General features: G+C 44.0%; 24 protein-coding genes and 1 riboswitch. Of the genes, 13 read left to right on the top strand and 11 right to left on the bottom strand.

What is annotated here, in order from left to right:
• Window positions 1-58 precede the first annotated feature (58 nt).
• Together FD17_RS03260 and FD17_RS03255 are read left to right on the top strand one after the other, a co-directional pair.
• Window positions 59-1,003: an ABC transporter ATP-binding protein gene (locus FD17_RS03260; RefSeq protein ID WP_057823545.1), complete on the top strand. Its 945-nt coding sequence runs from the start codon at window positions 59-61 to the stop codon at window positions 1,001-1,003.
• Window positions 996-2,522: an ABC transporter permease/substrate-binding protein gene (locus FD17_RS03255; RefSeq protein ID WP_057823543.1), complete on the top strand. Its 1,527-nt coding sequence runs from the start codon at window positions 996-998 to the stop codon at window positions 2,520-2,522. Before FD17_RS03260 ends, FD17_RS03255 begins: the two co-directional genes overlap by 8 nt.
• Before the next feature lie 77 nt (window positions 2,523-2,599).
• Here FD17_RS03255 and FD17_RS03250 read toward each other — a convergent pair whose 3' ends face one another.
• The 5 genes from FD17_RS03250 to FD17_RS03230 all read right to left on the bottom strand — a co-directional run bounded on the left by FD17_RS03250 (window position 2,600) and on the right by FD17_RS03230 (window position 7,314).
• Window positions 2,600-3,844, bottom strand: coding sequence for a glutamate-5-semialdehyde dehydrogenase (locus tag FD17_RS03250; protein ID WP_057823542.1), 1,245 nt, complete (start codon window positions 3,842-3,844; stop codon window positions 2,600-2,602).
• Window positions 3,837-4,652: a glutamate 5-kinase gene (gene proB / locus FD17_RS03245; protein ID WP_057823540.1), complete on the bottom strand. Its 816-nt coding sequence runs from the start codon at window positions 4,650-4,652 to the stop codon at window positions 3,837-3,839. The genes FD17_RS03250 and proB overlap by 8 nt, the downstream gene beginning before the upstream one ends.
• Before the next feature lie 255 nt (window positions 4,653-4,907).
• Window positions 4,908-5,906 carry a peptidoglycan recognition protein family protein gene (locus FD17_RS03240; protein WP_057823538.1) on the bottom strand — a complete coding sequence of 333 codons (999 nt, stop codon included), beginning with the start codon at window positions 5,904-5,906 and terminating at the stop codon, window positions 4,908-4,910.
• A 269-nt stretch (window positions 5,907-6,175) separates the two neighbouring features.
• Window positions 6,176-6,643, bottom strand: a complete 468-nt coding sequence (locus FD17_RS03235) for a Fur family transcriptional regulator (RefSeq protein ID WP_057823536.1) — start codon at window positions 6,641-6,643, stop codon at window positions 6,176-6,178.
• Window positions 6,644-6,822: 179 nt separating this feature from the next.
• Complete coding sequence (locus tag FD17_RS03230; protein WP_057823535.1) at window positions 6,823-7,314, bottom strand: GNAT family N-acetyltransferase; 492 nt, start codon at window positions 7,312-7,314, stop codon at window positions 6,823-6,825.
• Window positions 7,315-7,411: 97 nt separating this feature from the next.
• Here FD17_RS03230 and FD17_RS03225 point away from each other — a divergent pair, with 97 nt between their 5' ends.
• On the top strand, window positions 7,412-8,464 hold the full coding sequence (locus tag FD17_RS03225) for a lactonase family protein (protein WP_057823531.1): 1,053 nt from the start codon (window positions 7,412-7,414) through the stop codon (window positions 8,462-8,464).
• Window positions 8,465-8,636: 172 nt separating this feature from the next.
• Here FD17_RS03225 and FD17_RS03220 read toward each other — a convergent pair whose 3' ends face one another.
• Together FD17_RS03220 and FD17_RS03215 are read right to left on the bottom strand one after the other, a co-directional pair.
• Window positions 8,637-9,488, bottom strand: coding sequence for a fumarylacetoacetate hydrolase family protein (locus FD17_RS03220; RefSeq protein WP_057823529.1), 852 nt, complete (start codon window positions 9,486-9,488; stop codon window positions 8,637-8,639).
• A gap of 81 nt (window positions 9,489-9,569) precedes the next feature.
• Window positions 9,570-11,930, bottom strand: a complete 2,361-nt coding sequence (locus tag FD17_RS03215) for an ATP-dependent DNA helicase (RefSeq protein ID WP_057823528.1) — start codon at window positions 11,928-11,930, stop codon at window positions 9,570-9,572.
• 144 nt (window positions 11,931-12,074) lie between these two features.
• Here FD17_RS03215 and FD17_RS03210 point away from each other — a divergent pair, with 144 nt between their 5' ends.
• Together FD17_RS03210 and FD17_RS03205 are read left to right on the top strand one after the other, a co-directional pair.
• Window positions 12,075-12,668 (top strand): hypothetical protein, encoded by a 594-nt coding sequence (locus FD17_RS03210; RefSeq protein WP_057823526.1) that lies wholly within the window; start codon window positions 12,075-12,077, stop codon window positions 12,666-12,668.
• Window position 12,669: 1 nt separating this feature from the next.
• Window positions 12,670-12,888, top strand: coding sequence for a hypothetical protein (locus tag FD17_RS03205; protein WP_057823524.1), 219 nt, complete (start codon window positions 12,670-12,672; stop codon window positions 12,886-12,888).
• Window positions 12,889-12,919: 31 nt separating this feature from the next.
• Here FD17_RS03205 and dapF read toward each other — a convergent pair whose 3' ends face one another.
• Together dapF and FD17_RS03195 are read right to left on the bottom strand one after the other, a co-directional pair.
• Window positions 12,920-13,912, bottom strand: a complete 993-nt coding sequence (dapF, locus tag FD17_RS03200) for a diaminopimelate epimerase (protein WP_057823522.1) — start codon at window positions 13,910-13,912, stop codon at window positions 12,920-12,922.
• A 12-nt stretch (window positions 13,913-13,924) separates the two neighbouring features.
• The gene (locus FD17_RS03195; protein ID WP_057823520.1) at window positions 13,925-15,319 is read right to left on the bottom strand and encodes an aspartate kinase; all 1,395 of its coding nucleotides are present in this window, start codon (window positions 15,317-15,319) and stop codon (window positions 13,925-13,927) included.
• A gap of 188 nt (window positions 15,320-15,507) precedes the next feature.
• Window positions 15,508-15,689, top strand: a riboswitch (Lysine riboswitch).
• Window positions 15,690-15,806: 117 nt separating this feature from the next.
• On the opposite strand from FD17_RS03195, the gene lysA reads away from it, so the two are divergent.
• The 8 genes from lysA (at window position 15,807) to FD17_RS03155 (ending at window position 23,839) form a co-directional block, all read left to right on the top strand.
• Entirely contained in the window at window positions 15,807-17,114 is a 1,308-nt protein-coding gene (gene lysA / locus FD17_RS03190) for a diaminopimelate decarboxylase (protein WP_057823518.1), read from the top strand.
• A gap of 44 nt (window positions 17,115-17,158) precedes the next feature.
• Entirely contained in the window at window positions 17,159-17,869 is a 711-nt protein-coding gene (gene dapD, locus FD17_RS03185; RefSeq protein ID WP_057823517.1) for a 2,3,4,5-tetrahydropyridine-2,6-dicarboxylate N-acetyltransferase, read from the top strand.
• A gap of 4 nt (window positions 17,870-17,873) precedes the next feature.
• A complete protein-coding gene (locus FD17_RS03180) occupies window positions 17,874-19,025 on the top strand; it encodes an N-acetyldiaminopimelate deacetylase (RefSeq protein WP_057823515.1) in 1,152 nt (383 codons plus the stop codon).
• A gap of 27 nt (window positions 19,026-19,052) precedes the next feature.
• A complete protein-coding gene (gene dapA / locus FD17_RS03175) occupies window positions 19,053-19,967 on the top strand; it encodes a 4-hydroxy-tetrahydrodipicolinate synthase (RefSeq protein WP_057823513.1) in 915 nt (304 codons plus the stop codon).
• Between the two features lie 50 nt (window positions 19,968-20,017).
• Window positions 20,018-20,791 (top strand): 4-hydroxy-tetrahydrodipicolinate reductase, encoded by a 774-nt coding sequence (gene dapB, locus FD17_RS03170; protein WP_057823511.1) that lies wholly within the window; start codon window positions 20,018-20,020, stop codon window positions 20,789-20,791.
• A gap of 19 nt (window positions 20,792-20,810) precedes the next feature.
• Window positions 20,811-21,998, top strand: coding sequence for an aminotransferase class I/II-fold pyridoxal phosphate-dependent enzyme (locus FD17_RS03165; RefSeq protein WP_057823509.1), 1,188 nt, complete (start codon window positions 20,811-20,813; stop codon window positions 21,996-21,998).
• A 19-nt stretch (window positions 21,999-22,017) separates the two neighbouring features.
• A complete protein-coding gene (locus FD17_RS03160) occupies window positions 22,018-23,097 on the top strand; it encodes an aspartate-semialdehyde dehydrogenase (RefSeq protein ID WP_057823507.1) in 1,080 nt (359 codons plus the stop codon).
• A gap of 136 nt (window positions 23,098-23,233) precedes the next feature.
• Entirely contained in the window at window positions 23,234-23,839 is a 606-nt protein-coding gene (locus FD17_RS03155) for a CPBP family intramembrane glutamic endopeptidase (protein ID WP_057823501.1), read from the top strand.
• 58 nt (window positions 23,840-23,897) lie between these two features.
• Here the strand turns inward: FD17_RS03155 and FD17_RS03150 are convergent, their stop codons facing one another.
• Both FD17_RS03150 and FD17_RS13560 read right to left on the bottom strand, forming a co-directional pair.
• Window positions 23,898-24,173 (bottom strand): helix-turn-helix transcriptional regulator, encoded by a 276-nt coding sequence (locus FD17_RS03150; RefSeq protein ID WP_057823499.1) that lies wholly within the window; start codon window positions 24,171-24,173, stop codon window positions 23,898-23,900.
• Window positions 24,136-24,492 carry a type II toxin-antitoxin system RelE/ParE family toxin gene (locus FD17_RS13560; RefSeq protein WP_057823498.1) on the bottom strand — a complete coding sequence of 119 codons (357 nt, stop codon included), beginning with the start codon at window positions 24,490-24,492 and terminating at the stop codon, window positions 24,136-24,138. The genes FD17_RS03150 and FD17_RS13560 overlap by 38 nt, the downstream gene beginning before the upstream one ends.
• Window positions 24,493-24,531 lie beyond the last annotated feature (39 nt).

Here is a 24,531-nt window from a genome sequence, read left to right as displayed (position 1 = left end):
GTTAACTTGTCAAAATGATTATATTTAAACCACCAGGTATTTCATGAGGTGATTACTAATGATTGAATTTTCCAACGTCACGAAAAAATTTGACGGCCAGTTTGCCTTAAAAGACTTAAATCTCACTATTGATGATGGTGAGTTTTTTGTGTTGGTCGGACCTTCAGGAAGTGGAAAAACAACCCTTTTGAAGACGATTAACCGATTGGTTGTACCGACTAGCGGGACGGTCAAAATCGACGGCCAGGACGTTGCTGACAGCCATCTGCAGAAGCTGCGGCGACATATCGGGTATGTGCTGCAAACCGGTGCGTTATTTCCCAATATGACAATCGAGCAGAATGCATCAATCCAATTGGATAATTTGGGTTGGGAACCTCAGAAAAAACACGAGCGGATTGCTGAATTGATGGCCAAAGTTAATTTGGACCCGGATCAGTTTTTAAACCGCATGCCCAGTGAATTGTCGGGTGGGGAAGCGCAACGAGTCGGCATTGTTCGCGCGTTGGCAGCCAGACCCAAATTGGTGTTGATGGATGAACCATTCAGCGCACTGGATCCCGTATCTCGACGTCAATTACAAAAAATTATTTTAAATCTCCATAAACAAATCGATACTACGATTGTCTTTGTGACCCATGATATGCACGAAGCATTTTTGCTGGCAGACCGACTGGCAGTGATTCACAATGGGGTTATCCTCCAAGAGGGTGAGCCGGATTATATGATGGCCAACCCTGCAGATGACTTCGTGAAGCGGTTCTTTGACGTGGATAATTCGAGTACCCGTTTATTAAAACAGGTCCTCACATCCGGTCTTGGTCGCCGTTTAACCAAGAATGACCAAGTGATCCGACTTCAGAATAGTCAAACGGTCTATGAGTGGGCCGGCCTTTTAGAGAAAAATCCGACTCAGCTCATCGCTGTTGACGGCGAAGTTTTAAGCCAAAGCGACCTGATTTCCTACGTTGCTGATCTGGGGAAGGAGTCGTCATATGATTGATTCTGTTATGGCATATGCCAGTAAAAATGCCGGCGCAATCATGCAGGCCCTCTGGCAGCATGTGGAAATATCATTAATTGCCATTATTATTACGATTATCATTGCGATTCCACTTGCGATTGCCCTGGTCAACCGCCCAAAGATTGGTGAGCTGATTTCACAGCTTGCCGGGATTATTCAAACCATCCCAAGCTTGGCTGTTTTGGGTATTTTGATTCCATTTGTCGGCATCGGCACAGTTCCAGCCATTATTGCGCTGGTGCTGTACGCAATCATGCCAATCTTTCAGAATACATATGCGGGGTTAACCAATATTGATCCGGTACTGCTGGAGGCGGCTGATGCTCTGGGCGTTACTTATCGGTTCAAATTATTTCGAATTGAGCTGCCGCTTGCGATGCCGATGATTCTGTCTGGAATCCGGATTGCGACGGTATTAGTCATCGGAACTGCCACTTTGGCAGCCTTGATTGGTGGCGGTGGCCTTGGAACCTATATCTTGTTGGGAATTCAAACCAACAATAACGATGCTCTGGTTGTCGGAGCTGTGCTCTCAGCCGTGCTAGCATTGCTGGCCAGTTGGCTGATCAAAGTCCTTTCCAAAGTTTCATTTAAAAAACTTGGAATTGGTATTTTGGTTATCCTCGTTTTGGGTGGTGGGGCTTTGGGTTGGTCACTGTTTACCAAGCCGGCTCAAACTATCACGATTGCTGGGAAAATGGGTGGCGAACCCGAAATTCTGATTAATATGTATAAAGATTTGATTGAACAGGATAATCCAAGAGCAAAGGTTGAACTTAAACCTAATTTTGGTGGGACCAGTTTCTTGTTCAAGGCATTAAAAAGTGGTCAAATTGATGTCTACCCTGAGTTCACCGGTACCGTTCTGCAGTCGCTGGTGCGCTCCTCACAAAAGGTGAACTCAGATCCGAAGTTGGCTTATCAAGACGCAAAAAATGACCTGAACAAACAATTTAATATGCATTATCTGAAACCAATGGCGTATCAAAACGGGTATGCAATTACTGTTAGAAAGTCGACTGCCACGAAGTATCACTTAAGAACAATTGCCGATCTTCAAAGAGTTGGCAACAAGCTTAATGGTGCGTTTGATCCCGACTTTTATCAACAGTCGGATGGTTATCCCGGCTTGCAGAAGGCTTATCATTTCAAGCTGAAATCAGCTCGGACTATGGAGCCGTCATTGCGTTACGTGGCGTTGCATGATGGCCGGGTGGACGTGACCGATGCTTACACCACGGATCCTCAAATCCGCGAGTATCACTTGGTTGTCCTGAAAGATTCCAAGCGATTCTTCCCACCTTATCAGGGTGCCCCAATGATGACCAATCAGTTTGCCAAGGATCACCCTAATGTTGTTCGTTCCCTGAAGGCTTTATCAGGTAAGATTACTACCCGTGATATGCAAGAAATGAATTATCAGGTCACGGTTAAGCATCGGAGTGCGGCAAGTGTCGCAAAGAATTATTTACAACAGCATCAATTACTAAAAAAGTAATCAAAAAAATAGCGTTCAACAATCAACTTGATTGTCGGACGTTATTATTTTTTGAACAATTTTATCTTGATATGAATTTATGCTCTCGTCTGACCATTCCCACGAATAACATACTTGGTAGTCGTGAGTTCGTTCAATCCCATTGGTCCTCTGGCATGCAGTTTTTGCGTGCTAATACCAATTTCAGCACCAAAGCCGAACTCAAATCCGTCGGTAAATCTGGTTGAAGCATTTACATAAACACAGGCGGAATCAATTGTGTTCAGAAATTCTTGACCGCTTTGATAATTGTCGGAGATGATAACTTCTGAATGACCGGTAGAGTATTCGTTGATATGATTGATTGCCTGCTCTTCATCATCAACAACTTTGACAGCCATGATCAAATCATTGTATTCCGTCGACCAATCCTCTTCAGTTGCTGGAACAATTGATGACACGATTTTCCGGCTGGCATCATCGCCGCGGAGTTCAACGCCATGATCTTCGAGAGCTTGGGCAATGGCTGGCAGCATATTTTCTGCTACGTCCTTGTGAATCAACAGCTTTTCAGCGGCGTTACATACTGATGGCCGCTGAACCTTGGCGTTAACTACGATGTCAATTGCCATCTGAAGTTCGGCATCTTTGTCCACGTAAATATGACAGTTGCCGGCTCCAGTCTCGATAACCGGAACGGTGGAATTTTTGACAACCGCATTGATTAAGCCGGCGCCGCCACGAGGAATGAGGACATCAACGTACTTGTTCAAATGCATCAAATCATTAGCAGTTTCGTGGCTGGTATCATGCAAGATTTGAATTGAGTTTTCATCCAAGCCATTTTCTTTTAGGACGTTTCGCAGAACTTCTGCGAGAGCAAGATTACTGTTTAGCGCTTCCTTGCCGCCACGGAGAATAACGGCGTTGCCACTCTTAAACGTCAGTGCAGAAGCATCCACAGTGACGTTTGGCCGGGCTTCAAAAATCATCGCAATTACACCTAATGGGACCCGCTTTTTTTCGATGTTCAAGCCGGCATCGTTCTGCCAACCCTTATCGATGTTTCCAATGGGGTCAGCAAGGGCGGCAACATGGCGTAAACCTTCCGCCATGTCGTTAATGCGCTGTTCGCTTAGCTTCAAACGATCGGTGAACTTCGCAGGCATGTCTGTGGCATTTTCCAGATCCTTATGGTTGGCAGCTAAAATAGTCTCGACATTTTCGGTTAGCGCTTTTGCGAATGCGTTTAAAATCTTATTTTTAGTGACAGTGTCCAGCAAGTTTAATTTATATGAAGCGGCCTTGGCATTCTTGCCGATTTCAATTAGGGTTTCATTCATGAGTTACACTCTCCTTTTGGAAGATCGTTCCTACGTTCTTACCAGCCAAAATCTTGAAAATAATTCGGGGGTCCGCACCATTTGCCAAAACCATCATGCGATTTTCATCCAGCATGCGTTTGGCAGCCAGCAGTTTGGTCTGCATGCCACCAGTCCCAAAACGGCTGCCGGAGCCACCAGCAACGCCAAATTCGTTCTCGTTGATTTGACTAACGGTGCTGATGAGGTTGGCGTCGGCGTATTTGTGAGGATTCTGATCATAAAAGCCGTCAACGTCCGACAAGACAATTAGTAGATCCGCATTAACGTGACTGGCAACAATCGCTGAGAGTTGGTCGTTATCACCAAAAGTGGTCTTATGATCCAACTCGTCGGTGGCTACCGTATCGTTCTCGTTGACGATGGGGATGACATTATCCCGCAGCAGACAGTCAAAGGTGTTCAAAACAAATTTGTTGCTCTTGGGAAAGTCAAAGATGTCGTGGGTCAGAAGAACTTGGGCAATATCAGTCAGGTAATGGTCAAATCTTTGGGTAAACAGCGTCATTAATTCTGACTGACCAATTGCCGCAAGTGCTTGTTGGGCACCAATCTCGGTTGGCCGTTTCTTGAGGTGCATTTTGTTCAAGCCGACACCAATTGCACCGGAGGAAACCAGAATCAATTCTTTTCCTTGATTGTTCAAGGCACTCAAGGTGTACGCCAATTCGTCGAATGTCTTCAAATTCACCGCACCATTTGGGTGGATGAGACTGCTGGTTCCAACCTTTACCACGATTCGATTTGCATTAATAATTCGTTTATCCATCTCATTCACCCCATATTTTTGTATAAAAAAAGCCTACTTTGAATTGAGACACCCATGACGGGCGGTACCATTCTCATTCAAAGCTAGGCTTCACACTTTTGTTTTATAACGGAAAAATCCGTGCCTGATTAGGGCAATCGTATTGAAGATAGGATTCGTGTTCTTAAACGTCTTTCAGCAGATTGACATTTTCTCTGGGTTCACACTACTTGGTCTTCTAAATTGAAACAATCATATATTAATTCCTAAATATTGTCAATAAGTTAGATCGAGCGCTTTTTCGTAGACCCAGTATTTCTTTGCGCCGGTGTCGGTTGAGAAGGTAATTCGATACCAGTCATGACCGTTGGACTTGGTACCAATGTTATCAATATAGACTTTGGTACCTTTGTCGACGTCAACTGATGACCACGAATATGATTTCACGCCGGAACGTGAGTTTTTAACGTGGTTGTACAACCTGTAAGACTTGTAATTCTCTCCTAATGACGCCTGTGAATCTGCTTTGACATATGTGACCTTGTCATATGTCTTTTTTGCTGATGAAGCTGTTAATGAACCGTGAGCTGCACCATCCGATGCCAAATTATCATAAGTGGTTTTCACCAGTTGATAGAATTGGGCGAATGTGTAGCTGGAACCGAAGTATTTCTTACCTGCTGATGCATAATAGCCTGCTGGATCGGTGTGATTGGTACCACCCAGATATTTGGAAACACCCCCGTGTGACCAAACAGTTCCTTTGCCATCATAAGCTGCATCGTTAGGCTTCAATCCGTATTTGTTCAAAATATAAGCCGTGTAGTAAGCTGCGTTGGCAACTTCACTGGCAAATGCGGATTTGCTGTGAACTTCAACCTGCTCAAACTGAACAAACCTGGCATTAGCCGGATAACCGGCTCCCCAAGACAGATAGTTGGTGTTGGCAATGTTAATGATTCTGCTGGCATCAACGAAAGTGTGCACGAAAGCATTGTTGTAGTTCTTCTTCATGTAGGCAATTTCATTGTAAATTGTTGAGTTTGGGTTTGCGGTTTCGTGAACCACGACGCCCTCAGGCTTACCGACACCTTTTCGGTAGGCATTCTTTGGAAAGCCGCCCCATACAGATGAGGTGACGTTGGCATACGAAATGTTGTTGTTCGCAATATAATCATTTACACTGCTTGCCCCGGCCGCATTGCTTAGTCCTAACATACCAACTGCTGCAAATGTCAGTGAGCAGAGGGCAGTTATAATCGCTCTTTTTTTCAAATTAATTATTCCCTTCAGAATTTTCGATAATTTTTAAAGTTTCATTTTTAATGTTTATTATATTTTTACATAAGTGGTAATTAGCTACGGTCATTAATATAAACGATTTGCATCATACAAATCAACCGGACAAAAAGCCCACGGACAGCGATTTAACGCATGCCCATGGGCTTTGTGGTACTAATTGTCAATCATATTAAGAGTTCTTGACAAAATCCTTAAGTTTGTTGGCCTATGACTGATATATCAACGGTTTAAGGCTGTAACAATCATTTGTTGGAGAGTTTTGCAAGATGTAATTTGCGCTGGCAGTCAGGGCAGATTCCGGTGACTTCCAGTTGGGTGCCGGTCACGAGAAAATCAGTCTTTTCGCGAGTGGTTTGTTGGACATGTTTAACTAATTCCGGATAGTCATCGTCGAAAATATCGACAATTTTACCGCAGTTCTCACAAATTGCGTGATAGTGGGGAACCCCGAAATAATCGTAGCGAATGCCACCATCATTATTTGGAAGTTCAATAACCAGACCATTATCGACCAACATCTTTAACGTGTTGTAAATGGTGGCGACACTTAAGTTAGGCAGCTTGCTGTCGATCCCGTCGCGAATCGTTTCGACGTCTGGATGATTGTGGTGGGTAATTAAATAATCCAGGATGACTTCACGTTGCGGGGTGATCCGAATACCCTGTTTTTTGAGTTGCCCCAAAGAATGTTTGAGAGTTTTATTTGTCATTTATTGCACCTCCATGAGGAGCGGGTTAGTAAGATTGTTTTTCTATACTTATTATAAATCATCATATACTTTAGAACAATTCTAATATAAGAAAGAAAATAAAGCAATTTTTTTGAAACGTGTCAGGATACTTCGTGATGATTCAGTCATATCATTCAGGTGGTATTTCAGTAGTTAAATCAAATATTTACAGTAAACTGATTCTTGGAACTTTCCTCAAATCCGATTCCCGTCAGTGCTGAACGCGTTTGATCCGATGCATCACTAAATGTCACCGTGATCTGCTTGAAATCAAAATGATCTTTGGCAAACTGCACGGTTCTTTGGACCGCTTCTGCGAGGTACCCACGATGACTTTGATCGATAATGAATTCAATTGATCCAGTATTTCCGGCTTCTTCAAATCCACGAAGGCTGACGATCCCAACAAAGGCTTGAGAATTGGAATCGGTCATTCCCCAAGTCAGCTCCTTTCCGTTCATGACAAGTCGCATGATGTGATTAATGTTCTTAACGGTGTCCAGAATTTCGCTGGGCATTTTTTCTGCCTTGGCAGTTGTGATGCTTGGCTTGGAAAACAAGTCGTCAATTGACTTGACGGGGGTTTGAGTTAACCAATCCAAAGTCAGGTGGGCAGTCAATACTGGATGAAACTTTTCAAAAGATAGCATAAATCCGGTTCCTTTCGTGAAAAAGCTTTCAAAGTTGTTTTTGTTCGGTTTTATCTGTGGCATAATGAACATATAAACTTATTTTGGAGGGAAAATCTTGATAGAAAAATACTTACTTGGAACATATACCAGAAGAATCAGTAAAGGTGTTTATCAATTAGAATTGGATACGGACAATCAAAAATTACAAAATTTGAAATTTGTCGGCAGCGCCATTGATCCGACCTATGTAGCAGAATCAAATAAAAAGCGCATCTATGCGATCACCAAAGTTAAAGACGATCAGGAAAACGTTACCGGTGGTTTCGTTGAATGGGATGGCTCAAGTGATGATTTCCCATTAAAGCCAATTGCTTCCATTCATGATCAGGAAACTTCCCCGGCTTATATTTCAGTTGATGAAGACAAACAGCTTGTGTTCACAGCCAACTATCATGCCGGCACTGTCAACTCTTATAAGATTGCTGCCGATGGTTCCATTTCCAAAGCAGATCGAATCATGGACAAAGGTACGCTTGGATTCCGTAAAGAACAACAGGACGGGCCTCATCCACATTATATCAATTTAACTCCTGAAGGCAGAATTGTTGCTGTTGATTTGGGTGTCGACAAGGTCTTTATTTACGACTTGGAAGACAGCGGTAAGCTGGTTCCGGTTAGTGAATTACAAATGCCGGATGGTTACGGTCCTCGCCACATTTACTTTGATGCCAAGAAGAAGGTTGCTTATCTGGTCGGCGAATTGAGCAGTAACGTTGCCGTTGTAGACTATGACGCCGACAAAGGTGTCTTGTCATTGCGCGATATTAACTCGACGATTCCTGATGATTGGACAGAACATAATGGAGCCGCTGCCATTCGGGTTTCCAAAGATGGTCGATTTGTGTATGTTTCAAATCGTGGTAACAATTCTCTTGCCGTCTTTAGCTCCGATGAAAAGGGTAATCTGTCATTGATTCAACGGATCTCAACGGAAGGCGACTTCCCAAGAGACTTCAACCTCAGTGACGACGAATCATTTATCATTGCTTTGAACCAAAACTCAGACAATGCCACATTGTACACGCGTGACAGCGAGTCTGGCAAATTGACAATGATTCAAAAAGACTTTACGGTTCCCGAAGGTGTCTCTATCCTTAGAAAAAAGTAGTCCGGATATCTCTTGGTCATCGAAAAGCTTTAATAAAAATGACTGTTTAATAAACACATTCTCAAAACTAACAAAGCTGGAGCTAAATCACAACGATTTAGCTCCAGCTTTTTGTGTTTGAATGTATTGGTTGAATAGAAGTTTGACGGTCAAAAAACTACTTGCACACTTTTTAGTTAACGTGTGTTGTAATTGTTCCCAATCCATCGATGTCACTGGTAAATACGTCACCCGACTTCAAGAAGATTTGCGGATCGCGGCCGACTCCGGTTCCGCTTGGGGTACCGGTAAAGATTAAGTCGCCTGGATATAATTCGATGACATTTGAAATGTAAGAGATTAGGGTTTGGATATCAAAAATCATTTTATCAATCGTTGCCTGCTGCATGATTTCACCATTCACTTTAGTGACGACATTTTTTGAGACAATATCATCAACACCGGCAATCGTTGTTATGTAAGGGCCGATTGGTGAATAATTTTTGAATGATTTTCCGAGATCAAATTGAGTACTTGGACCATCGATTGATTGAACCGTTCGATCGGAAATGTCTTGACCAACCATATAACCGGCGATGGCATCTTCGGCATCCTCACGGCTAATATTGCGGCCGCCGTTACCGATTACGACAACGAGTTCGGATTCCCAGTCAACTGTTTTTCCACTCAAGTGAATGGCGTTTTGTGGGCCTGCTAGTGAACTGACAAACTTGTTGAAGACGTTTGGCCGCTTAGGCTTAACGATATCCATTTCTTTCATATGGTCAAGATAGTTAAACCCAATTGCAGGTAACTGACGTGGGTGCTGAACAGGTTGTTCGAACTTCTCTGGGTCGAGTTGTTCTGCCTGGTCGTTATCGATAATTTTATCGTCATTGATATTAATTAATACATTGGACACAAAATTCTGCCAATCATTTAGAATCTCGTCGATTGAGTCGTAACCAGTAATTGGCACACCCCAGAATTGATCGTTTTGGAGTGCGACAAATGTTGGCTGATTATTATACATTGCTAATTTCATTATTACCCCTCCTGGCTTTAATTCAATTAACGAACAGCGATATTAGTATACACCCAATCATAAAAATTGTAACGAGAACACTTAACGATTCCCATTTTTCCAAAAATTGTGAAGGATGTTTTTAAGTTGAGTGGCGTTATTAGACACTTTAATGTTTGTCCAATTTTGCGGAAAGATTTGTCGATATCGGGTCTGGTTGAATCGCTGATCCATCAATACGATGACGCCCTTGTCGGTATCAGTTCGAATGACCCGTCCCGCAGCCTGACTGACATTATTGAAGCCGGGAAGCTGGTAGGCAAATGAGAATCCCTGACCATTTAAAGAATCGAAATAGTCGCGAATCAGGTCGGATTCTTTATTCATGCCCGGAAGGCCGACACTGATAACCCCGACGCCAATTAATTGATCATTTTTCAAATCAATACCTTCTGAGAAAATCCCACCGAGTAGGGCAAATCCGACTTTGGTTTGGCCGTCAGCGGTTCGAAATTCATCAAGGAATGCTGTTCTGGCGGCGTTGTCCATTTCCGGCTTTTGATTAATCACGGCGATTTCCGGGTGCAGTTCGACAAATTTGCTTAACGTGGCATTTAAATAAGCCATTGATGGGAAGAACATCATGTAATGGCCGGCTTTCTGGGCGATCATCGTAAAGATCATTTCACAAATTGGCTTGAGGCTGTTCTCTCGGTTCGCATACAGGGTATTGATGTTGTTAGCGATGACAACCTGGCAGTTTTCCTGTGGAAATGATGAGTGGGAAATCATGCTGAGACTGTCATCCTCATTGCCCAAGACCTGTTGGTAATAAGTAATTGGACTGAGGGTTGCCGAGAAGAGAATGGCGGCCCGGCCCAAATTGAGACTGGCTTTGAGCTGTTTACTGGGATCCATACAGAACTGGCGGAAGATGATTGTATGATCACCGATGATGATTCGAGTCCGGTAAGTTTCATCGTAGAATGTGCTGATCAGGTAATAACGCCGACATTGCAGATAGTAGTCCACCATGGCGTCAACCGTGTCGCTTGGGGTCTGAGTTGCCAGCCATTGATGAATGGTTTCAATCAGATTCTCAAGGGTGTTATTAAAATTATCCAGTGGCGCCAACTGTGAAATCTGTTTGTCAACGACTTCAGCAGCCGGCTTGCTGTAACGTTTGAAAGACCGCTTCAATGATTCCAACCGTTTAATGACTTTTTGGTTGGCAGCCTTGTGTTTAACCAGCTGTTCCAATAATGGATTGATCGGTGATGATTCCAAAGTGGCGGAATACATTTCCCGGGAACGCTGAACCAGGTTATGAACTTCATCGACCAGAAAACAGTTACCGGGATCTGGAAATGAGAAGAATCGTTGGAGATGAACTTGAGGATCAAAAAGATAATTGTAGTCACAGATGATGACATCACAAAACAAGCTGACGTCGAGAGAAAATTCAAACGGGTCAACTTTGTGCTTTTCAGCGTATTCTTGAACGGTTGCTTTGGTAATTTGGTCCTCGTTTTGAATAATATCTTTGATAGCCGGCCGGACGCGGTCATAATAACCGACCATGTAGGGATTTTTTTCAGGTGGAACATCTTTTTCAGCTGGGAAGGTGATTTTATCTTTGGCTGTTAATGTGATGCTTTTCAGGGTTAAACCCTGCTTGGCCATAATTGAAATCGTGTTTTCGGCGACATGGCGGGTACTCTGTTTGGCAGTAAAATAAAAGATTCGGTTGATCAGCTGTTCACCCATGGATTTTATGGCAGGAAAGAGGGTTGAAATCGTCTTGCCGGTTCCAGTCGGGGCTTCCACAAAGAGATGCTTTTCCAGCAAAATTGTCTTATAAACGTTGGTTGCCAGCTTGTGTTGGCCGGGACGATAGTCTGAGAATGGAAATTCCAATTTCTTGGCGGAAGCAATTCGGCGTTCATCGAGGTCGTGGCGCAGCTTGATCCATTGTTCAAATTCAGTTACCAGGGCCGTGAAAAACAGTTCTGATTCGGTCTTAGTGATGGTCTGAGTCTTGGTCGTGATCTTCTCGTCAGGTGTTTGGACGTATGTGAGCTGGAGGTCGACGGACTTAATGTCATCTTGGTGCATGACGATGTACGAGTACACTTTTACCTGGCCCCAATAAAGCTGAAGGGTGGAATCTGGAACGGATTTAAACTCCAAGTCAGAGGTTTTGATTTCCTCAATCAAGGGTTTGCCGTCCCGTTCGTCGATGCCGTCAGCTCGGCCACTGATGACATATTCATCATCCATGTACTGGATGGATGTTTTTAGTGCGACTTCGGATTGATAAGATGCCGGCCGGCTGTGCTGGATTTTGCGGTGAATCCGGCTGCCTTCCTGAGCAGTATTTTCACTGCTGAGAGCGGGGCTAAGATCGCCGGTGCGCAGCAAAAATTCCACTAATTCTCTGATGCCGACCTGATGCACAGTCATCCTTAACCCCTCCCTTTCATTTCGATTTGTCTATCGTCTATTATACAAAATTATTGAACGTATGTTTGGAAAATCCTGCCTTTGAAAAAATCGCCAAGTAAAGTAAAATTATGAGTATGAGTCATCACGAAAGGAAGGGTCATCATGACGCCAAAATTCGGCGAGGTTTATCGAACCAAACACGATACATATTTTGCGGTGGGCGAAGTGGTTACCCACAATCCGCAACTGATTTTGGATAATGTGAACTACATCGGCAAAAAGAACTTTGTTATTCATATCAAGTTCGGTCAGGGAATTGCCAGAAAGGCGGTTTTGATGGTCAAAATGAGTAGTGATCAACTGCCCAAATATTTGGATCAGACTGACATCAAGTTATTTGCCGATGCCGTGAGCAGCCAAGAACTTCAGCTGATGAATGTCGATGCCGACGAACTCAGCACCTTTAAATTCCGTGAAGAGCTGGAGATTGAGGATCCTGAGGATGAAAAGATTGCTTATGTTGCCAGTATTCGTGAGAACACGATTCAACTGGTGAAAGATTACTTGAAAACTCTACAGGCAAAAATCGACAAACTTTCTCAACGCAAAGCCAACCATTACTTTTCCAGTAAAGCCCACTATGAGGACGTTAAAGATTTTCTACTATCTGTCGCCCCATACATGGATTTACGGTTGACAGAAAATCAGGTTCGTCAAGACGAGTGGCGGCTGAAATTACGACTGGGAGGCCAGTAGGATGATGAACGAAGATAAGCTTCGAGCGATTGTTGAAACGTTTGCGAACTATAACATTGGCATTCAAACGGAAGGGATGCACATTGTTGGAATCAATGGGCAGGCGGCTGACTTTGACGCCAACACATTCATGCAGGATCAGCTGATTGAGATGATTTGTAAGGTCATGGCTAATCAATTGATCCACGAAACATGGTTACGAGAGCAAAATAAAAAATGATTCGGCAAATTTTGCTGAATCATTTTTTGATTTATTTAACTGATTGACTCTTGAGTCCTTCAACAAACTTCAAATAATCGGTCTGCTCACCGGTTTCGGTGATTTGGGCGTGATCCAATTCATTGGCATGAAGGTCAGTTTCTGGAATTTCAATTTTGTGAGTAAAGGTTGCGTTCCCAATGAGATCGATTGAGAAGGTATCATCTCGGCTGTGAACGCGTGTCTTAACCATTCCACCCGGGTTATAGACTGAAATGAGTTCATCGAAGTCCGCCATTTCTGGATGGTTCAAGCAAAACGCCAAGCTGGTTGCAGACATTCCGGTTCCACAAGCATTGGTGAATCCAACGCCGCGCTCGTACGTGCGGACAAACAACGTGTTATGGTCCAGAATTTGGGCAAAGCTGACATTCACACCGTCTGGGAAGTAAGCGTTTGGCTCATTGAGCATCTTGCCAAGCTGTCCCAAAGTCTTTGAGTGCATGGTTGCTTCATCGACGAAGCTGATCAGATGTGGATTGGGAACCGCAATTGCGGTGAACTTCAGGCCGGGGGCGAACTGAGGAACTTCTTTGTTAATCAAGGTATCAGTGCCCAAGTTGTCGAAGGGCAGGCTTTCTTTTGCGAAAGTGACTGGCGAAATTTCAACGCTGAAAGTTGGCACGTTATCAGCGAGATCGGCTTCACGGTGAACGTGAAGATCGCTGTCCATCGTTTCAACTTTGAAAGCATCCTTTTCGAACTTATCCGACAGGTAACGGGAAACGGTTCGTAAACCGTTGCCACACATTGACGCAATGCTGCCGTCGGTGTTGATCACCTGCATGCTGCCCAAGGCGCCATCGTGATCAGAAGCATCAATCACCAAGAGGCCATCGGCACCGTCAAGGAGTCCATGTTCAGGTTCGGTGATGTGTTTGGCCAAAGCCACCAATTCATCTTGAGATAATTTAGCTTTTAATGCCGTTTGGTCCAGAATAAAAAACTTGTTCTGTGAACCGTGGACTTTTAATAATTCCACCATGACGCTCCTCCTTTAGACTTCCGTCTGATATTCAAGTTGGTTAACGGAAGGATTTTCTTTAAAAAAATGTTGGTAAATGTATTTAACTGCTGCGTCGGCATCTGACTGCCGGGTGCCTAACATGATTGAAATTCGTGAAGCACCCTGGTTGATCATGTGAACGGGAATGTTGTGTTCGGCAAGCGGTCGGATGATGTTCTCAATGGTCCCTACCCGCGCCCGCATACCTTCTCCAACGACCATAATGATTGCATAATCATCGATCCAGTCTAATGTATCAGGGTTGAGTTGAGCCTGGATGTCATGACACATTTTTTTAATTGTATCACTGTCCAGTTGACTGCGGTCAAATATGATCGTCAAATCATCAATTCCTGAAGGCATATGTTCGTATGAGACACCGTATTTGTACAGGATTTGTAAGATTTTAAGGGTAAAGCCGACTTCCTTGTTCAGCAGGTATCTGTGCAGATAAAGTGCGGCAAATCGGTTGGAACCGGCGATTCCAGTAACCGGTCGTTTGGATGTGAAATCTTTTTCGGGAACGATCAGGGTACCCGGCAGATCCGGGTTGTTGGTATTTTTGACGTTAATGGGAACCTGACCTTGAATTGCGGGAATAATGGCTTCATCGTTAAATACCGAGAAGCCGGCGTAAGATAATTCACGCATTTCTCTAAAAGTAAGTTTGTGAATCGGCTGCGCGTCGGGAACAATCTTGGGATTGGCTGCGTAAATCGCATCAACGTCGGTAAAGTTCTCATAAAGCGAAGCGTGGAGTCCGCGGGCCAGGATGGAGCCGGTAATGTCTGAACCACCCCGGGCAAACGTGGCAATCCGGCCGGCTTCGGTAAAGCCAAAGAAACCGGGGAATACCAATCGTTCATCACCATATTTTAGATGGGCCAGGTTATCGTATGTCTTTTCCAGAACTGTCGCACTATTCGGATCATCGCTTAATAAGATTCCGGCTTCGCTTGGATCAACGAATCGGGCTTTGGTTCCAGCTTCAGTTAAGCAGGCGGCAAACAGTTCCGCGTTTAAACGTTCACCGTGGGCTTTGAAAGCAGCCATGAGATAATCGTCATTTGGGTAGGGTTGATTTGGCAGGTTGGCTAATTTTGATTGGATATCATCCAAAACTGCCTGTGGCACTTTGAACCCATTGCCGATTTTTTGATAACGGCTAAAGATGTCTGACACAATTTGTTTTGAATCAGTCCGATCAATGATTGCGTTCGCGTATTTGATCAGCAGATCGGTTACTTTGATGTCGCCGGAAAATCTTTTTCCCGGAGCAGAGGTCACAACCACTTTTCGCTCCGGATCACTTTGAACAATGTTGATCACTTTTTGCACATGGGCTGCATCAGCTAACGAACTGCCCCCAAACTTAACGACTTTCATAACTTTTGATCACTCCCTGGATATTCCCATTAATTAACAATTCGGTTAGAGATTGTTAAAACGAATTTTAGCAGTTTTGAATTTATTTGCAAGAGGCAAGCTGTTTTGGACTCATGTCTGCATAAATTTGCAAAACAACCTGTAAAAGTATTGACACTTTATGAGAATCATTATAAACTTATCACAATTAAATCATTAGAGGTTGCAACCAACATCAGTAATTAGTGGAGTCCCTACCTGGACTTTGAAGCTAATGAAAGGGGCGGTTGCCGAAGCACCATGTGAGGTAGCACTTGGCGCGCTGGGACTTGGCTTAATAGGCTTTGGACTGTCGCGGCGGATAAGTCGGCTGCGGGGCGCTAACGACAAATGATACGGAATTATGTAAATAATCAATTCTGAGTCTCTTTGTTTAGCGCACAGCTAAATAAAGAGATTTTTTTATTTCCAGTACCAAACATCACAGCAAACATTTGGAGGAGAAGACATGACGAATCAAATCGACCAATTATCAACGAACCAGGCGGGACACTTACAAATCGGGGGAGTGGATTCACTGGATTTGGTCAAACAATATAAAACACCATTAGTGGTTTACGATGTGAAAGCCATCCGCGACCAGATCCACCATTTCCAAAAGGTGTTCCAGGATAACGGTGTTGATTTTGCGGTTAGTTATGCAAGCAAGGCATTTGCCTGCATCGCCATGTTTCAGTTAATCAACCAAGAAGATGGCCACATTGATGTTGTTTCCGGCGGGGAATTGTACACGGCAATCAAAGCCGGCTTCCCAATGGAGCGGGTCAGCTTCCACGGTAATGACAAATCCCGCGAAGAATTGGAGATGGCGGTTGATCACCAAATTGGTGTGATTATCCTGGACAACTTCCATGAAATTGATTTGCTCAAGGAGGTCTTGGATGACCGTCAATCCCATATCAACGTGATGTTGAGAGTGACCCCGGGAATTTCCGCTCATACCCATGAGTACGATCAGACCGGCCAAGTTGACAGCAAGTTTGGTTTTGACATTCAAAGTGGTCAAGCCAGAAAAGCACTTGGCTTGGTCCTTGAAGATGACCGGATGAATATGCTTGGTATCCATTGTCATATTGGGTCACAGATCTTTGAAGTTAAAGGATTTGAAATGGCAGCCGTTAAGCTGATTGATACATTGGCAGAGTGGAACAAGGAAATCGGTTATGTTGCCAAAGTGGTCAACGTTGGCGGTGGATTTGGAATCAAATACACTGAAGAAGATGATCCAATTGCACCTGAGATGTTCGTGGATGCAATTGTTAAAGCAATTAAGAAGCGGACTGAAGAAACCAATATGCCAATGCCGGCTGTTTGGATCGAGCCGGGTCGATCAATTGCCGGACCTGCCGGATACAATTTATATACGGTCGGCAGTCGGAAAGACGTTCCGGGAATCCGATCATACGTCACGGTAGACGGCGGCATGGGCGATAACATTCGACCAGCCCTCTATCAAGCAAAGTATGAAGCAGTGTTAGCTAAGGATCCAAGCGCACCAATTAAGGAAACTGTTCGGGTTGCCGGCAAGTATTGTGAATCCGGCGACATCCTGATTCAAAAACAGGATTTGCCGGAAACCAAGCCGGGCGATGTCTTGGCAATGCTGGACACCGGTGCTTACGGATACGCAATGGCATCCAACTACAACCGTAATCCACGACCTGCAGTTGTCTTTGTTGAAAACGGCAAGTCCCAGGTCGCCATCAAGCGAGAAACCTTTGAAGATTTGGTTTCACTTGACGAACCTTTTGATTAAATAGAAAAATGAGTGAATAAAAAACACTAAATAGGAGAATGATAATGGAACAACTAAGTGCACGCGAAATCATTGATTTTATTGGCAATGCAAAGAAGAAAACGCCAGTAAAAGTTTACCTTAAGGGATCAATTAAGAACATCAAATTCCCCAAGTCAATCAAGGCATTTGCCGAGAAACACACAGCGACATTTTTTGGTGACTGGGAAGATGTCAAACATTTTCTCAAGAAGAACAAAGCTGAAATTGATGATTACGAAATTGAAGCAGATTCCAGAAACTCAGCTGTTCCATTATTAGATATTAAAGATATTAATGCCCGGATTGAACCGGGTGCCATCATCCGTGACCACGTTACAATAGGAAACAACGCAGTGATCATGATGGGCGCAATCATCAATATCGGTGCCGAAATCGGCGATGACACCATGATCGACATGGGCGTTGTTTTAGGCGGCCGGGCGATTGTTGGAAAGCATTCCCACATTGGTGCCGGGGCCGTCTTGGCAGGGGTTGTTGAACCAGCCTCAGCCAAACCGGTTCAAGTTGACGACAACGTGTTGGTTGGTGCAAACGCCGTGGTAATCGAAGGCGTTCACGTTGGAGAAGGTGCGGTTGTCGCTGCAGGTTCAATCGTGACCAAAGATGTTGCACCCCACACAGTGGTTGCCGGCGTGCCTGCCCGAAAAGTCAAAGATGTTGACGAAAAGACCACCTCAGAGACTGGACTTGAAGACGATTTAAGAAAGTTGTGATTCAATGAGTCAACTTAATAAGGAAGATTTAATTCAAATTCGCAGACATTTACACGAATATCCCGAGTTGGCAATGCATGAAACGGCCACTCACGATTACCTGCTGAAGACGATTGAATCTTTTAATCAAGAATACATTGAAATAAAAGAGATTCCGGATTTACCAACTGCCCTTCTGGTATACGTTAATGGTTCCGATCCCAAGCGAACGATTGGTTATCGGACCGACATTGATGCACTGCCAGTCACTGAGCAGACCGGGCTTCCGTTCTCATCCAAGAATGCCGGTGTGATGCATGCTTGTGGGCATGATATTCACATGACCGTGGCTTTGGGGGTTCTGAATTGGTTCACGGAACATCAGCCTAGAGATAATATGATCTTTTTCTTCCAGCCTGCCGAAGAAAGCGAAAACGGCGGTAAGGTTGCTTACGAACTGGGCGTGTTTAAAGGTAAATGGCGACCCGATGAATTCTATGGGCTCCATGATAATCCTGGCCTACCAGCCGGTGCGATTGGCTGTCGGATGGGTACGTTGTTTGCCGGTACCACCGAAGTCAACGTCGATTTGATTGGTAAGAGCGGCCATGCTGCATACCCGCAAAATGCGAACGACATGGTGGTTGCCGCGGCTGAGTTTATCGGTCAGGTTCAGACGATTGTTTCCAGAAGTGTTGATCCAATTGAAGGTGGTGTAATCACCTTTGGTAAATTAGATGCCGGCACGATTCGTAATGTGATTGCCGGAAAGGCCCGCATCGAAGGAACAATTCGGGGTCTAACTCAAAAGATGATCGAACATATCGTTGATCGACTGAAAATGGTCGCCAATGGAGTGGCAACCAGTTATGGCGCCGAGGTCAACATTCAATTTAACCAAGGCGGTTATTTACCAGTCGAAAACAACGATGAGTTGACCAAACGTTTCATTGAGTTTGCCAAACAGGATCCGGAAACCGAATTTGTGGAAACTGAACCGGCAATGACCGGAGAAGATTTTGGCTATCTCTTATCAAAGATTCCAGGCACCATGTTTTGGCTGGGTGTGGATGATACTTCACAGCTTCATTCAGCCACATTGAACCCGAAGGAATCTTCCATTCCAAAGGGCATCAACTCAATTACCAGATTTCTTGAATATAGGATGAACAATTAAACCAATAAAAAGAAAGTAGGGATTTTTATGATTAGTGCAGATATTATGACAGCGATTGTGACACCATTTGGCGAAGACGGGAACATCAACTTTGAAGGTTTGGAAAAATTGACCAATCATTTGATCGAAACAGGCAGCCGAGGCTTTGTTATCGGCGGAACCACTGGTGAAACGCCAACTTTAAGCCATGATGAGAAGATTGAATTATACACGCGGTTTGCCCAAATCGTGGACGGCCGTGGGACCATCATCGCCGGAACAGGCAGCAACAACACTGCCGAAACAGTTCAATTGACCGCTGAAGTTGGCAGCATTCCCGGCATTGATTACGCATTGGTCGTTGTGCCATACTATAACAAACCAAATCAACGCGGGATGATCGCTCATTACACGGCAGTTGCCGAACAGTCACCAATTCCATTGATCATCTATAATATCCCAGGCAGAACCGGCGTTACCATGGCCAATGATACGGTTGTTGAATTATCACACAACGAAAACATTGCCGGGGTTAAGCAGTGTACTTCATTAGAAGATTTGGAATATCTGGTTCAAAATACACCGGATGACTTCAATGTCTACACCGGTGAAGATGCTCAGGCATTATCTGCCAAAGCAGTTGGTGCCAACGGTGTCATTTCCGTTACCAGCCATATCTATGGTAGAGAAATGCGGAAAATGTACGATGCCCTTGAATCCGGCGATGTTGAAACTGCAGGAGATTTGATGCGTTTCTTAACCCCTAAAGTTCAAGCCTTGTTCATGTACCCATCACCATCATGCATCAAAGCAATTTTGAATGTTCAGGGCTTCGGTGCCGGTGACTGCCGTCTGCCAATCGTTTCATTAAACGATGAGGAAAAAGCAACCCTGGCTGCCAAGTTAGGTGTAAAGAGCCTCGAAGATATTCCTGTTGACGGAACTGAAATGGCACAAAGCTAATTTCAGATGATTTGGAATCATTTATATAGATAAACGAAGGAGTTTTCTCAATGATTAAAGTTTTAGTGGCCGGCTTTATGGGATCGATGGGGCAAAAAACGGTTCAGATGGTCAATCAGAATGATGAATTTGAAATGGTTGGTGCCTATAATCCTGGAATTGACACGGTTCATCTCAAAGGGATGGGCATGGATGACAGCGTGAAGTTGTTCGCCAGCTTGGACGACATCCAAACTGACGCTGATGTTTGGATCGATTTTACGGTTCCGACAGCAGCTTTTGACAACGCCAAGTTTGCCATTCAACACGGCATCCACCCAGTGATTGGAACATCGGGGATGACCGATGACCAAGTCGATGAGTTGATCAAGTTAGCAGATGAAACCCACGTTGGTGGGATTCTCGCACCCAACTTTGGTATCTCAGCCGTTCTCTTGATGAAATTCGCCAAGGAAGCTGCCAAGTATATGCCCGGTGTTGAAATCATTGAAATGCACCACGACGACAAACTTGATGCGCCGTCAGGAACCGCATTGGCCACTGCAAAGATGATCGATGAAGTCCGAGGCAAGAAGCCGGCTCCGGCGACCGAAGAAACGTTAAAAGGTGTTCGTGGCGGTGATTATGACGGTATTAAGATTCATTCGGTTCGTTTGCCCGGATACGTTGCCCATGAACAAGTTCTCTTCGGCAGTAAGGGTGAAGCTTTGACCATCAGGCAGGATTCGTTTGACCGCGGCTCATTTATGAGCGGTGTTGAACTGGCCGTCCCAGCAGCAGCCAAAGCAACCAAGTTAATCGTTGGCCTAGAAAATATTATGTAATTAAAATCAGGAGGAAAACATGCCACAGTTAGATAGCAAACTTTCAGATGTTATTAATGAAAATGTGAAATCAGTAGGGCCTTCAGGAATTCGTGAATTTGATCAGGAAATTTCATCAATTCCCGGGATCGTCAAATTAACCATTGGTGAACCGGATTTTGATGTTCCGGAACACGCCAAACAGGCGGCCATTAAGAGTATTGAAGAAAATAAATCTCATTATTCCGCTCAAAAAGGAATTCCGGAATTGCGAAGTGGAATTAGCAATTACCTCAAGCAGCGAACCGGATTGGATTATGATCCGGATACTGAAATTGTGGTCACTGTCGGTGCAACTGAAGCCATCTATTCATCATTGACCGCAATTCTTAATCCAGGTGACAAGGTCATCGTGCCAACCCCTGCCTTTGCGTTGTATTTCCCTATTATCAAGGTGGCCGGCGCTGAACTGATCACAATTGATACGTCTGATGACGGTTTTGTTTTAACTCCTGAAAAGCTTCAAAAAGCGCTCGATGAAAATGGTGATAGCGTTAAAGCCATTATTTTGAACTATCCATCAAATCCAACTGGTGTTGAATACACCGCGGAGCAGTTAAAAGCCCTCGCTGATATTATTTCTCAACACAAAATGTTTGTGTTGGCCGATGAAATCTATAGTGAATTGACTTACGGTGTTGAACATCATTCAATCGCCACGATGATTCCCGGACAAACAATCTTAATTAATGGTCTCTCAAAATCCCATGCGATGACCGGTTATCGAATCGGCTACATTGCAGCTCCAAAGGATTTTGTTACCAACGCCTCCAAGATGCATGCATTTGTGGTAACTGCACCATCCAATCCAGCCCAATATGCGGCTGCCGAAGCCTTGAATAATGGGCTGGAAGATCCAGTCCCAATGCGGGCTGCCTACCACAAACGCCGGGACTATATTGCCGATCGGTTGGAGAAAATGGGGATGCATATTGTCATGCCTCAAGGCGCATTTTACATTTTTGCCAAGATTCCTGATACAATAAACGAAACATCAGTTGAATTTTCAACTCATTTGGCAAAGGACGCCAAAGTCGGCGTCACCCCCGGATCAGCATTTGGTCCCGGTGGTGAAGGCTGGATTCGGATGTCTTACGCTGCTTCTGATGATGACATCAAGTTGGCCATGGATCGCATGAACGATTATTTACTTGCATTAACGAAATAACGAAAAGGGGATTAGTTAGATGAAAGAGTTTAACGTCGCAATTTTAGGTGCTACGGGAGCTGTTGGAACCCGCATGATTCAACAATTAGAGCAGTCAACCATTCCGGTTAAGAGTGTTAAGCTGTTGGCCTCATCACGTTCAGCGGGCAAGGTATTGCAATTCCGTGGTGAAGATCACACGGTTGAAGAAACCACACCGGACTCATTCAACGGGATTGATTTGGTTTTGTCTTCAGCTGGTGGTTCAACTTCCAAGAAGTTTTTACCGGAAGCTGTTAAACGCGGGGCTGTCTGTGTTGATAATACCAGTGCCTTCCGAATGGAAAAAGAAGTTCCGTTGGTTATCCCCGAAGTTAACGAAAAGGCGCTTTACAATCATCGCGGCATTATTGCCAACCCCAACTGTTCAACCATTCAAATGGTGGTCTGTCTTGAACCTATTTACAAGAAGTATGGTTTGAAGCAGGTCATTGTTTCGACTTATCAGGCCGTTTCGGGTGCCGGTCAATCAGCATTGAACGAATTGATGGAAGAATCTCAACAAGTCTTGAATGGTGAACCAACTGATCCAAAGATTCTGCCAACTAAAGGTGACAAGAAGCACTATCAAATGGCCTTTAACCTCTTACCACAAATTGACGTCTTTGAATCAGACGGTTACTACACTCACGAAGAGTGGAAGATGATCCATGAAACCAAGAAGATCATGTTGGATGACATGGATGCCAAGGACATCAAGGTTACTGCAACTTGTGTCCGGGTGCCAATTCGGATTGCCCATGGTGAGTCAGTCTACTTTGAAGTTGCTGATAAGAATGCCACAGCCGATCAAATCAAGGCTGCTTTGGATGGCGCAGATGGCGTTGTCTTACAAGATGACACTGCCCACCAAATCTATCCTCAATCTATCGAAGCTGAAGGCAAGCGCGAAACCTTTGTCGGCCGTGTTCGTCCCGACTTTGAAAACGAAGGAGCATTCAACATGTGGGTTGTTTCCGATAACCTCTTGAAGGGTGCTGCTTGGAATGCTGTCCAGATTGCTGAGCGCTTGGTTGCTGACGATTTGGTTCGCGTACCTGATAATCCTTACCTCGGTTAATATTAAATAAATATTGTTTGTAAGCCTGTCGGCCTGGTCGATAGGCTTTTTTGATACCTGAATATGGTCAGATGCTCTCAAACCCTGATACAATGGACTAAACATAATCATTTGATTCAAATAAAGGGGGCTTTTTATGATCGTTTTATTAAACGAAATAATGACTTCATTTCTGCAATTGATCTTATTTTCATTATTCCCTCTCATTTGGTGGTTATTCACTGACAAAAAGGTGTCCTTTTTCCAGTGGATCGGACTCAAAAAAGTTGTTGGAGATCGATCAAAAATCTGGGGGATGGGGGTTATTGTGTTTGCGGTTTTAGTTGCCCTTGGGCTTTTGTTGATCATATTTGTGACAGGCACTAAGAACCTTGCCAACACTCAGTTTGCCAAAGCAACTCCAGCCGCCATGATTGCGATGCTGTTTTATGCGTTTATTCAAACCGCCTTGGCTGAAGAGATTCTGTTTCGGGGGTTCCTTGGTAAACGGTTGATCAGCTACTTTGGATTCTTGGTGGGGAATTTAGCACAGGCAGCCTGTTTCGCCACGATTCATGTATTTGGAATCGTAAGTTCCTCAGGTATCTTCACCATTCTCGGCGTATTTATCTTCACTGGTCTCGTTGGATATTTGATGGGTTACATCAACGAACAATTAGCCGGTGGGTCAATCCTCCCAAGTTGGATCATTCACGGTTGTTCAAATGTTGCCAGCACAGTCTTTTTAATGTTCTATCTGTAGACAAGAAAACCGGGAAGTCACGATTAAAGTCGTGATTTTCCGGTTTTGATTTTAATGATTATTCGAATGATATGACTAGCCTTTTATGAACTGCACGGCCAATCTTTTCCAAGTTTTTTATGGTGATATTGCCATTTCCGGCTTCCCAACGGGCAACAGTCGGCTGTGGAACGCCAATCTTATCGGCAAGCTGCTGTTGAGTTAATCCGGATTCTTTTCTCAAATCAATGATCGCCATTGCATAGTTGAATTGTTCATCGTGGACAGCAATTTTTTCCTTTAATCCAGGATGAGTTTTACTGAGATCTTTGATTAGGTTCTCTGTTTCTGTCATTAAATTTCCTCCTGCGATGGCGAGCTTTCTTTAGCTCAGATTGAGGTGTCTTTTGAGTCTTCTTGATAAATGAATTGCTGATTACGTAGTTCCCTTCCACGGACTTGAAGTAGATGGATCTACTGATATCATGTGATAAATAAATTCTAATTTCATACAAATTTGGTTCCAGTTTTTTGATGAACTGATATTTCATAGCTGAAACAATACCAATCCTTTCAGCCATTCTGATTTTTGAAAGGATAATTGACATATCTTCTTCAGAAAGGTTATCAAGGAACTTCCGGAACTCTTTATAATCATAGTAGTGAAACTTCATTTTGTTTACCTCTACCATCTGTCTATATCATAAATGATA

The organism is Lentilactobacillus sunkii DSM 19904, from assembly GCF_001435575.1.
Taxonomy (GTDB): domain Bacteria; phylum Bacillota; class Bacilli; order Lactobacillales; family Lactobacillaceae; genus Lentilactobacillus; species Lentilactobacillus sunkii.
This window is presented reverse-complemented; position numbering and strand designations above follow the sequence as displayed.

Excerpts from the sequence above, each read along its gene's own strand:
- FD17_RS03230 (WP_057823535.1), bottom strand. The coding sequence starts at position 7,314 with ATGCTATCTTTTGAAAAGTTTCATCCAGTATTGACTGCCCACCTGACT.
- FD17_RS03165 (WP_057823509.1), top strand. The coding sequence starts at position 20,811 with ATGCCACAGTTAGATAGCAAACTTTCAGATGTTATTAATGAAAATGTG.
- FD17_RS03210 (WP_057823526.1), top strand. The coding sequence starts at position 12,075 with ATGACGCCAAAATTCGGCGAGGTTTATCGAACCAAACACGATACATAT.
- FD17_RS03255 (WP_057823543.1), top strand. The coding sequence starts at position 996 with ATGATTGATTCTGTTATGGCATATGCCAGTAAAAATGCCGGCGCAATC.
- FD17_RS03155 (WP_057823501.1), top strand. The coding sequence starts at position 23,234 with ATGATCGTTTTATTAAACGAAATAATGACTTCATTTCTGCAATTGATC.
- FD17_RS03235 (WP_057823536.1), bottom strand. The coding sequence starts at position 6,643 with ATGACAAATAAAACTCTCAAACATTCTTTGGGGCAACTCAAAAAACAG.
- dapF (WP_057823522.1), bottom strand. The coding sequence starts at position 13,912 with ATGGTGGAATTATTAAAAGTCCACGGTTCACAGAACAAGTTTTTTATT.
- lysA (WP_057823518.1), top strand. The coding sequence starts at position 15,807 with ATGACGAATCAAATCGACCAATTATCAACGAACCAGGCGGGACACTTA.
- dapA (WP_057823513.1), top strand. The coding sequence starts at position 19,053 with ATGATTAGTGCAGATATTATGACAGCGATTGTGACACCATTTGGCGAA.
- dapD (WP_057823517.1), top strand. The coding sequence starts at position 17,159 with ATGGAACAACTAAGTGCACGCGAAATCATTGATTTTATTGGCAATGCA.
- FD17_RS13560 (WP_057823498.1), bottom strand. The coding sequence starts at position 24,492 with ATGAAGTTTCACTACTATGATTATAAAGAGTTCCGGAAGTTCCTTGAT.
- dapB (WP_057823511.1), top strand. The coding sequence starts at position 20,018 with ATGATTAAAGTTTTAGTGGCCGGCTTTATGGGATCGATGGGGCAAAAA.
- FD17_RS03180 (WP_057823515.1), top strand. The coding sequence starts at position 17,874 with ATGAGTCAACTTAATAAGGAAGATTTAATTCAAATTCGCAGACATTTA.
- FD17_RS03250 (WP_057823542.1), bottom strand. The coding sequence starts at position 3,844 with ATGAATGAAACCCTAATTGAAATCGGCAAGAATGCCAAGGCCGCTTCA.
- FD17_RS03160 (WP_057823507.1), top strand. The coding sequence starts at position 22,018 with ATGAAAGAGTTTAACGTCGCAATTTTAGGTGCTACGGGAGCTGTTGGA.
- FD17_RS03195 (WP_057823520.1), bottom strand. The coding sequence starts at position 15,319 with ATGAAAGTCGTTAAGTTTGGGGGCAGTTCGTTAGCTGATGCAGCCCAT.
- FD17_RS03260 (WP_057823545.1), top strand. The coding sequence starts at position 59 with ATGATTGAATTTTCCAACGTCACGAAAAAATTTGACGGCCAGTTTGCC.
- FD17_RS03215 (WP_057823528.1), bottom strand. The coding sequence starts at position 11,930 with ATGACTGTGCATCAGGTCGGCATCAGAGAATTAGTGGAATTTTTGCTG.
- FD17_RS03205 (WP_057823524.1), top strand. The coding sequence starts at position 12,670 with ATGATGAACGAAGATAAGCTTCGAGCGATTGTTGAAACGTTTGCGAAC.
- proB (WP_057823540.1), bottom strand. The coding sequence starts at position 4,652 with ATGGATAAACGAATTATTAATGCAAATCGAATCGTGGTAAAGGTTGGA.
- FD17_RS03150 (WP_057823499.1), bottom strand. The coding sequence starts at position 24,173 with ATGACAGAAACAGAGAACCTAATCAAAGATCTCAGTAAAACTCATCCT.
- FD17_RS03220 (WP_057823529.1), bottom strand. The coding sequence starts at position 9,488 with ATGAAATTAGCAATGTATAATAATCAGCCAACATTTGTCGCACTCCAA.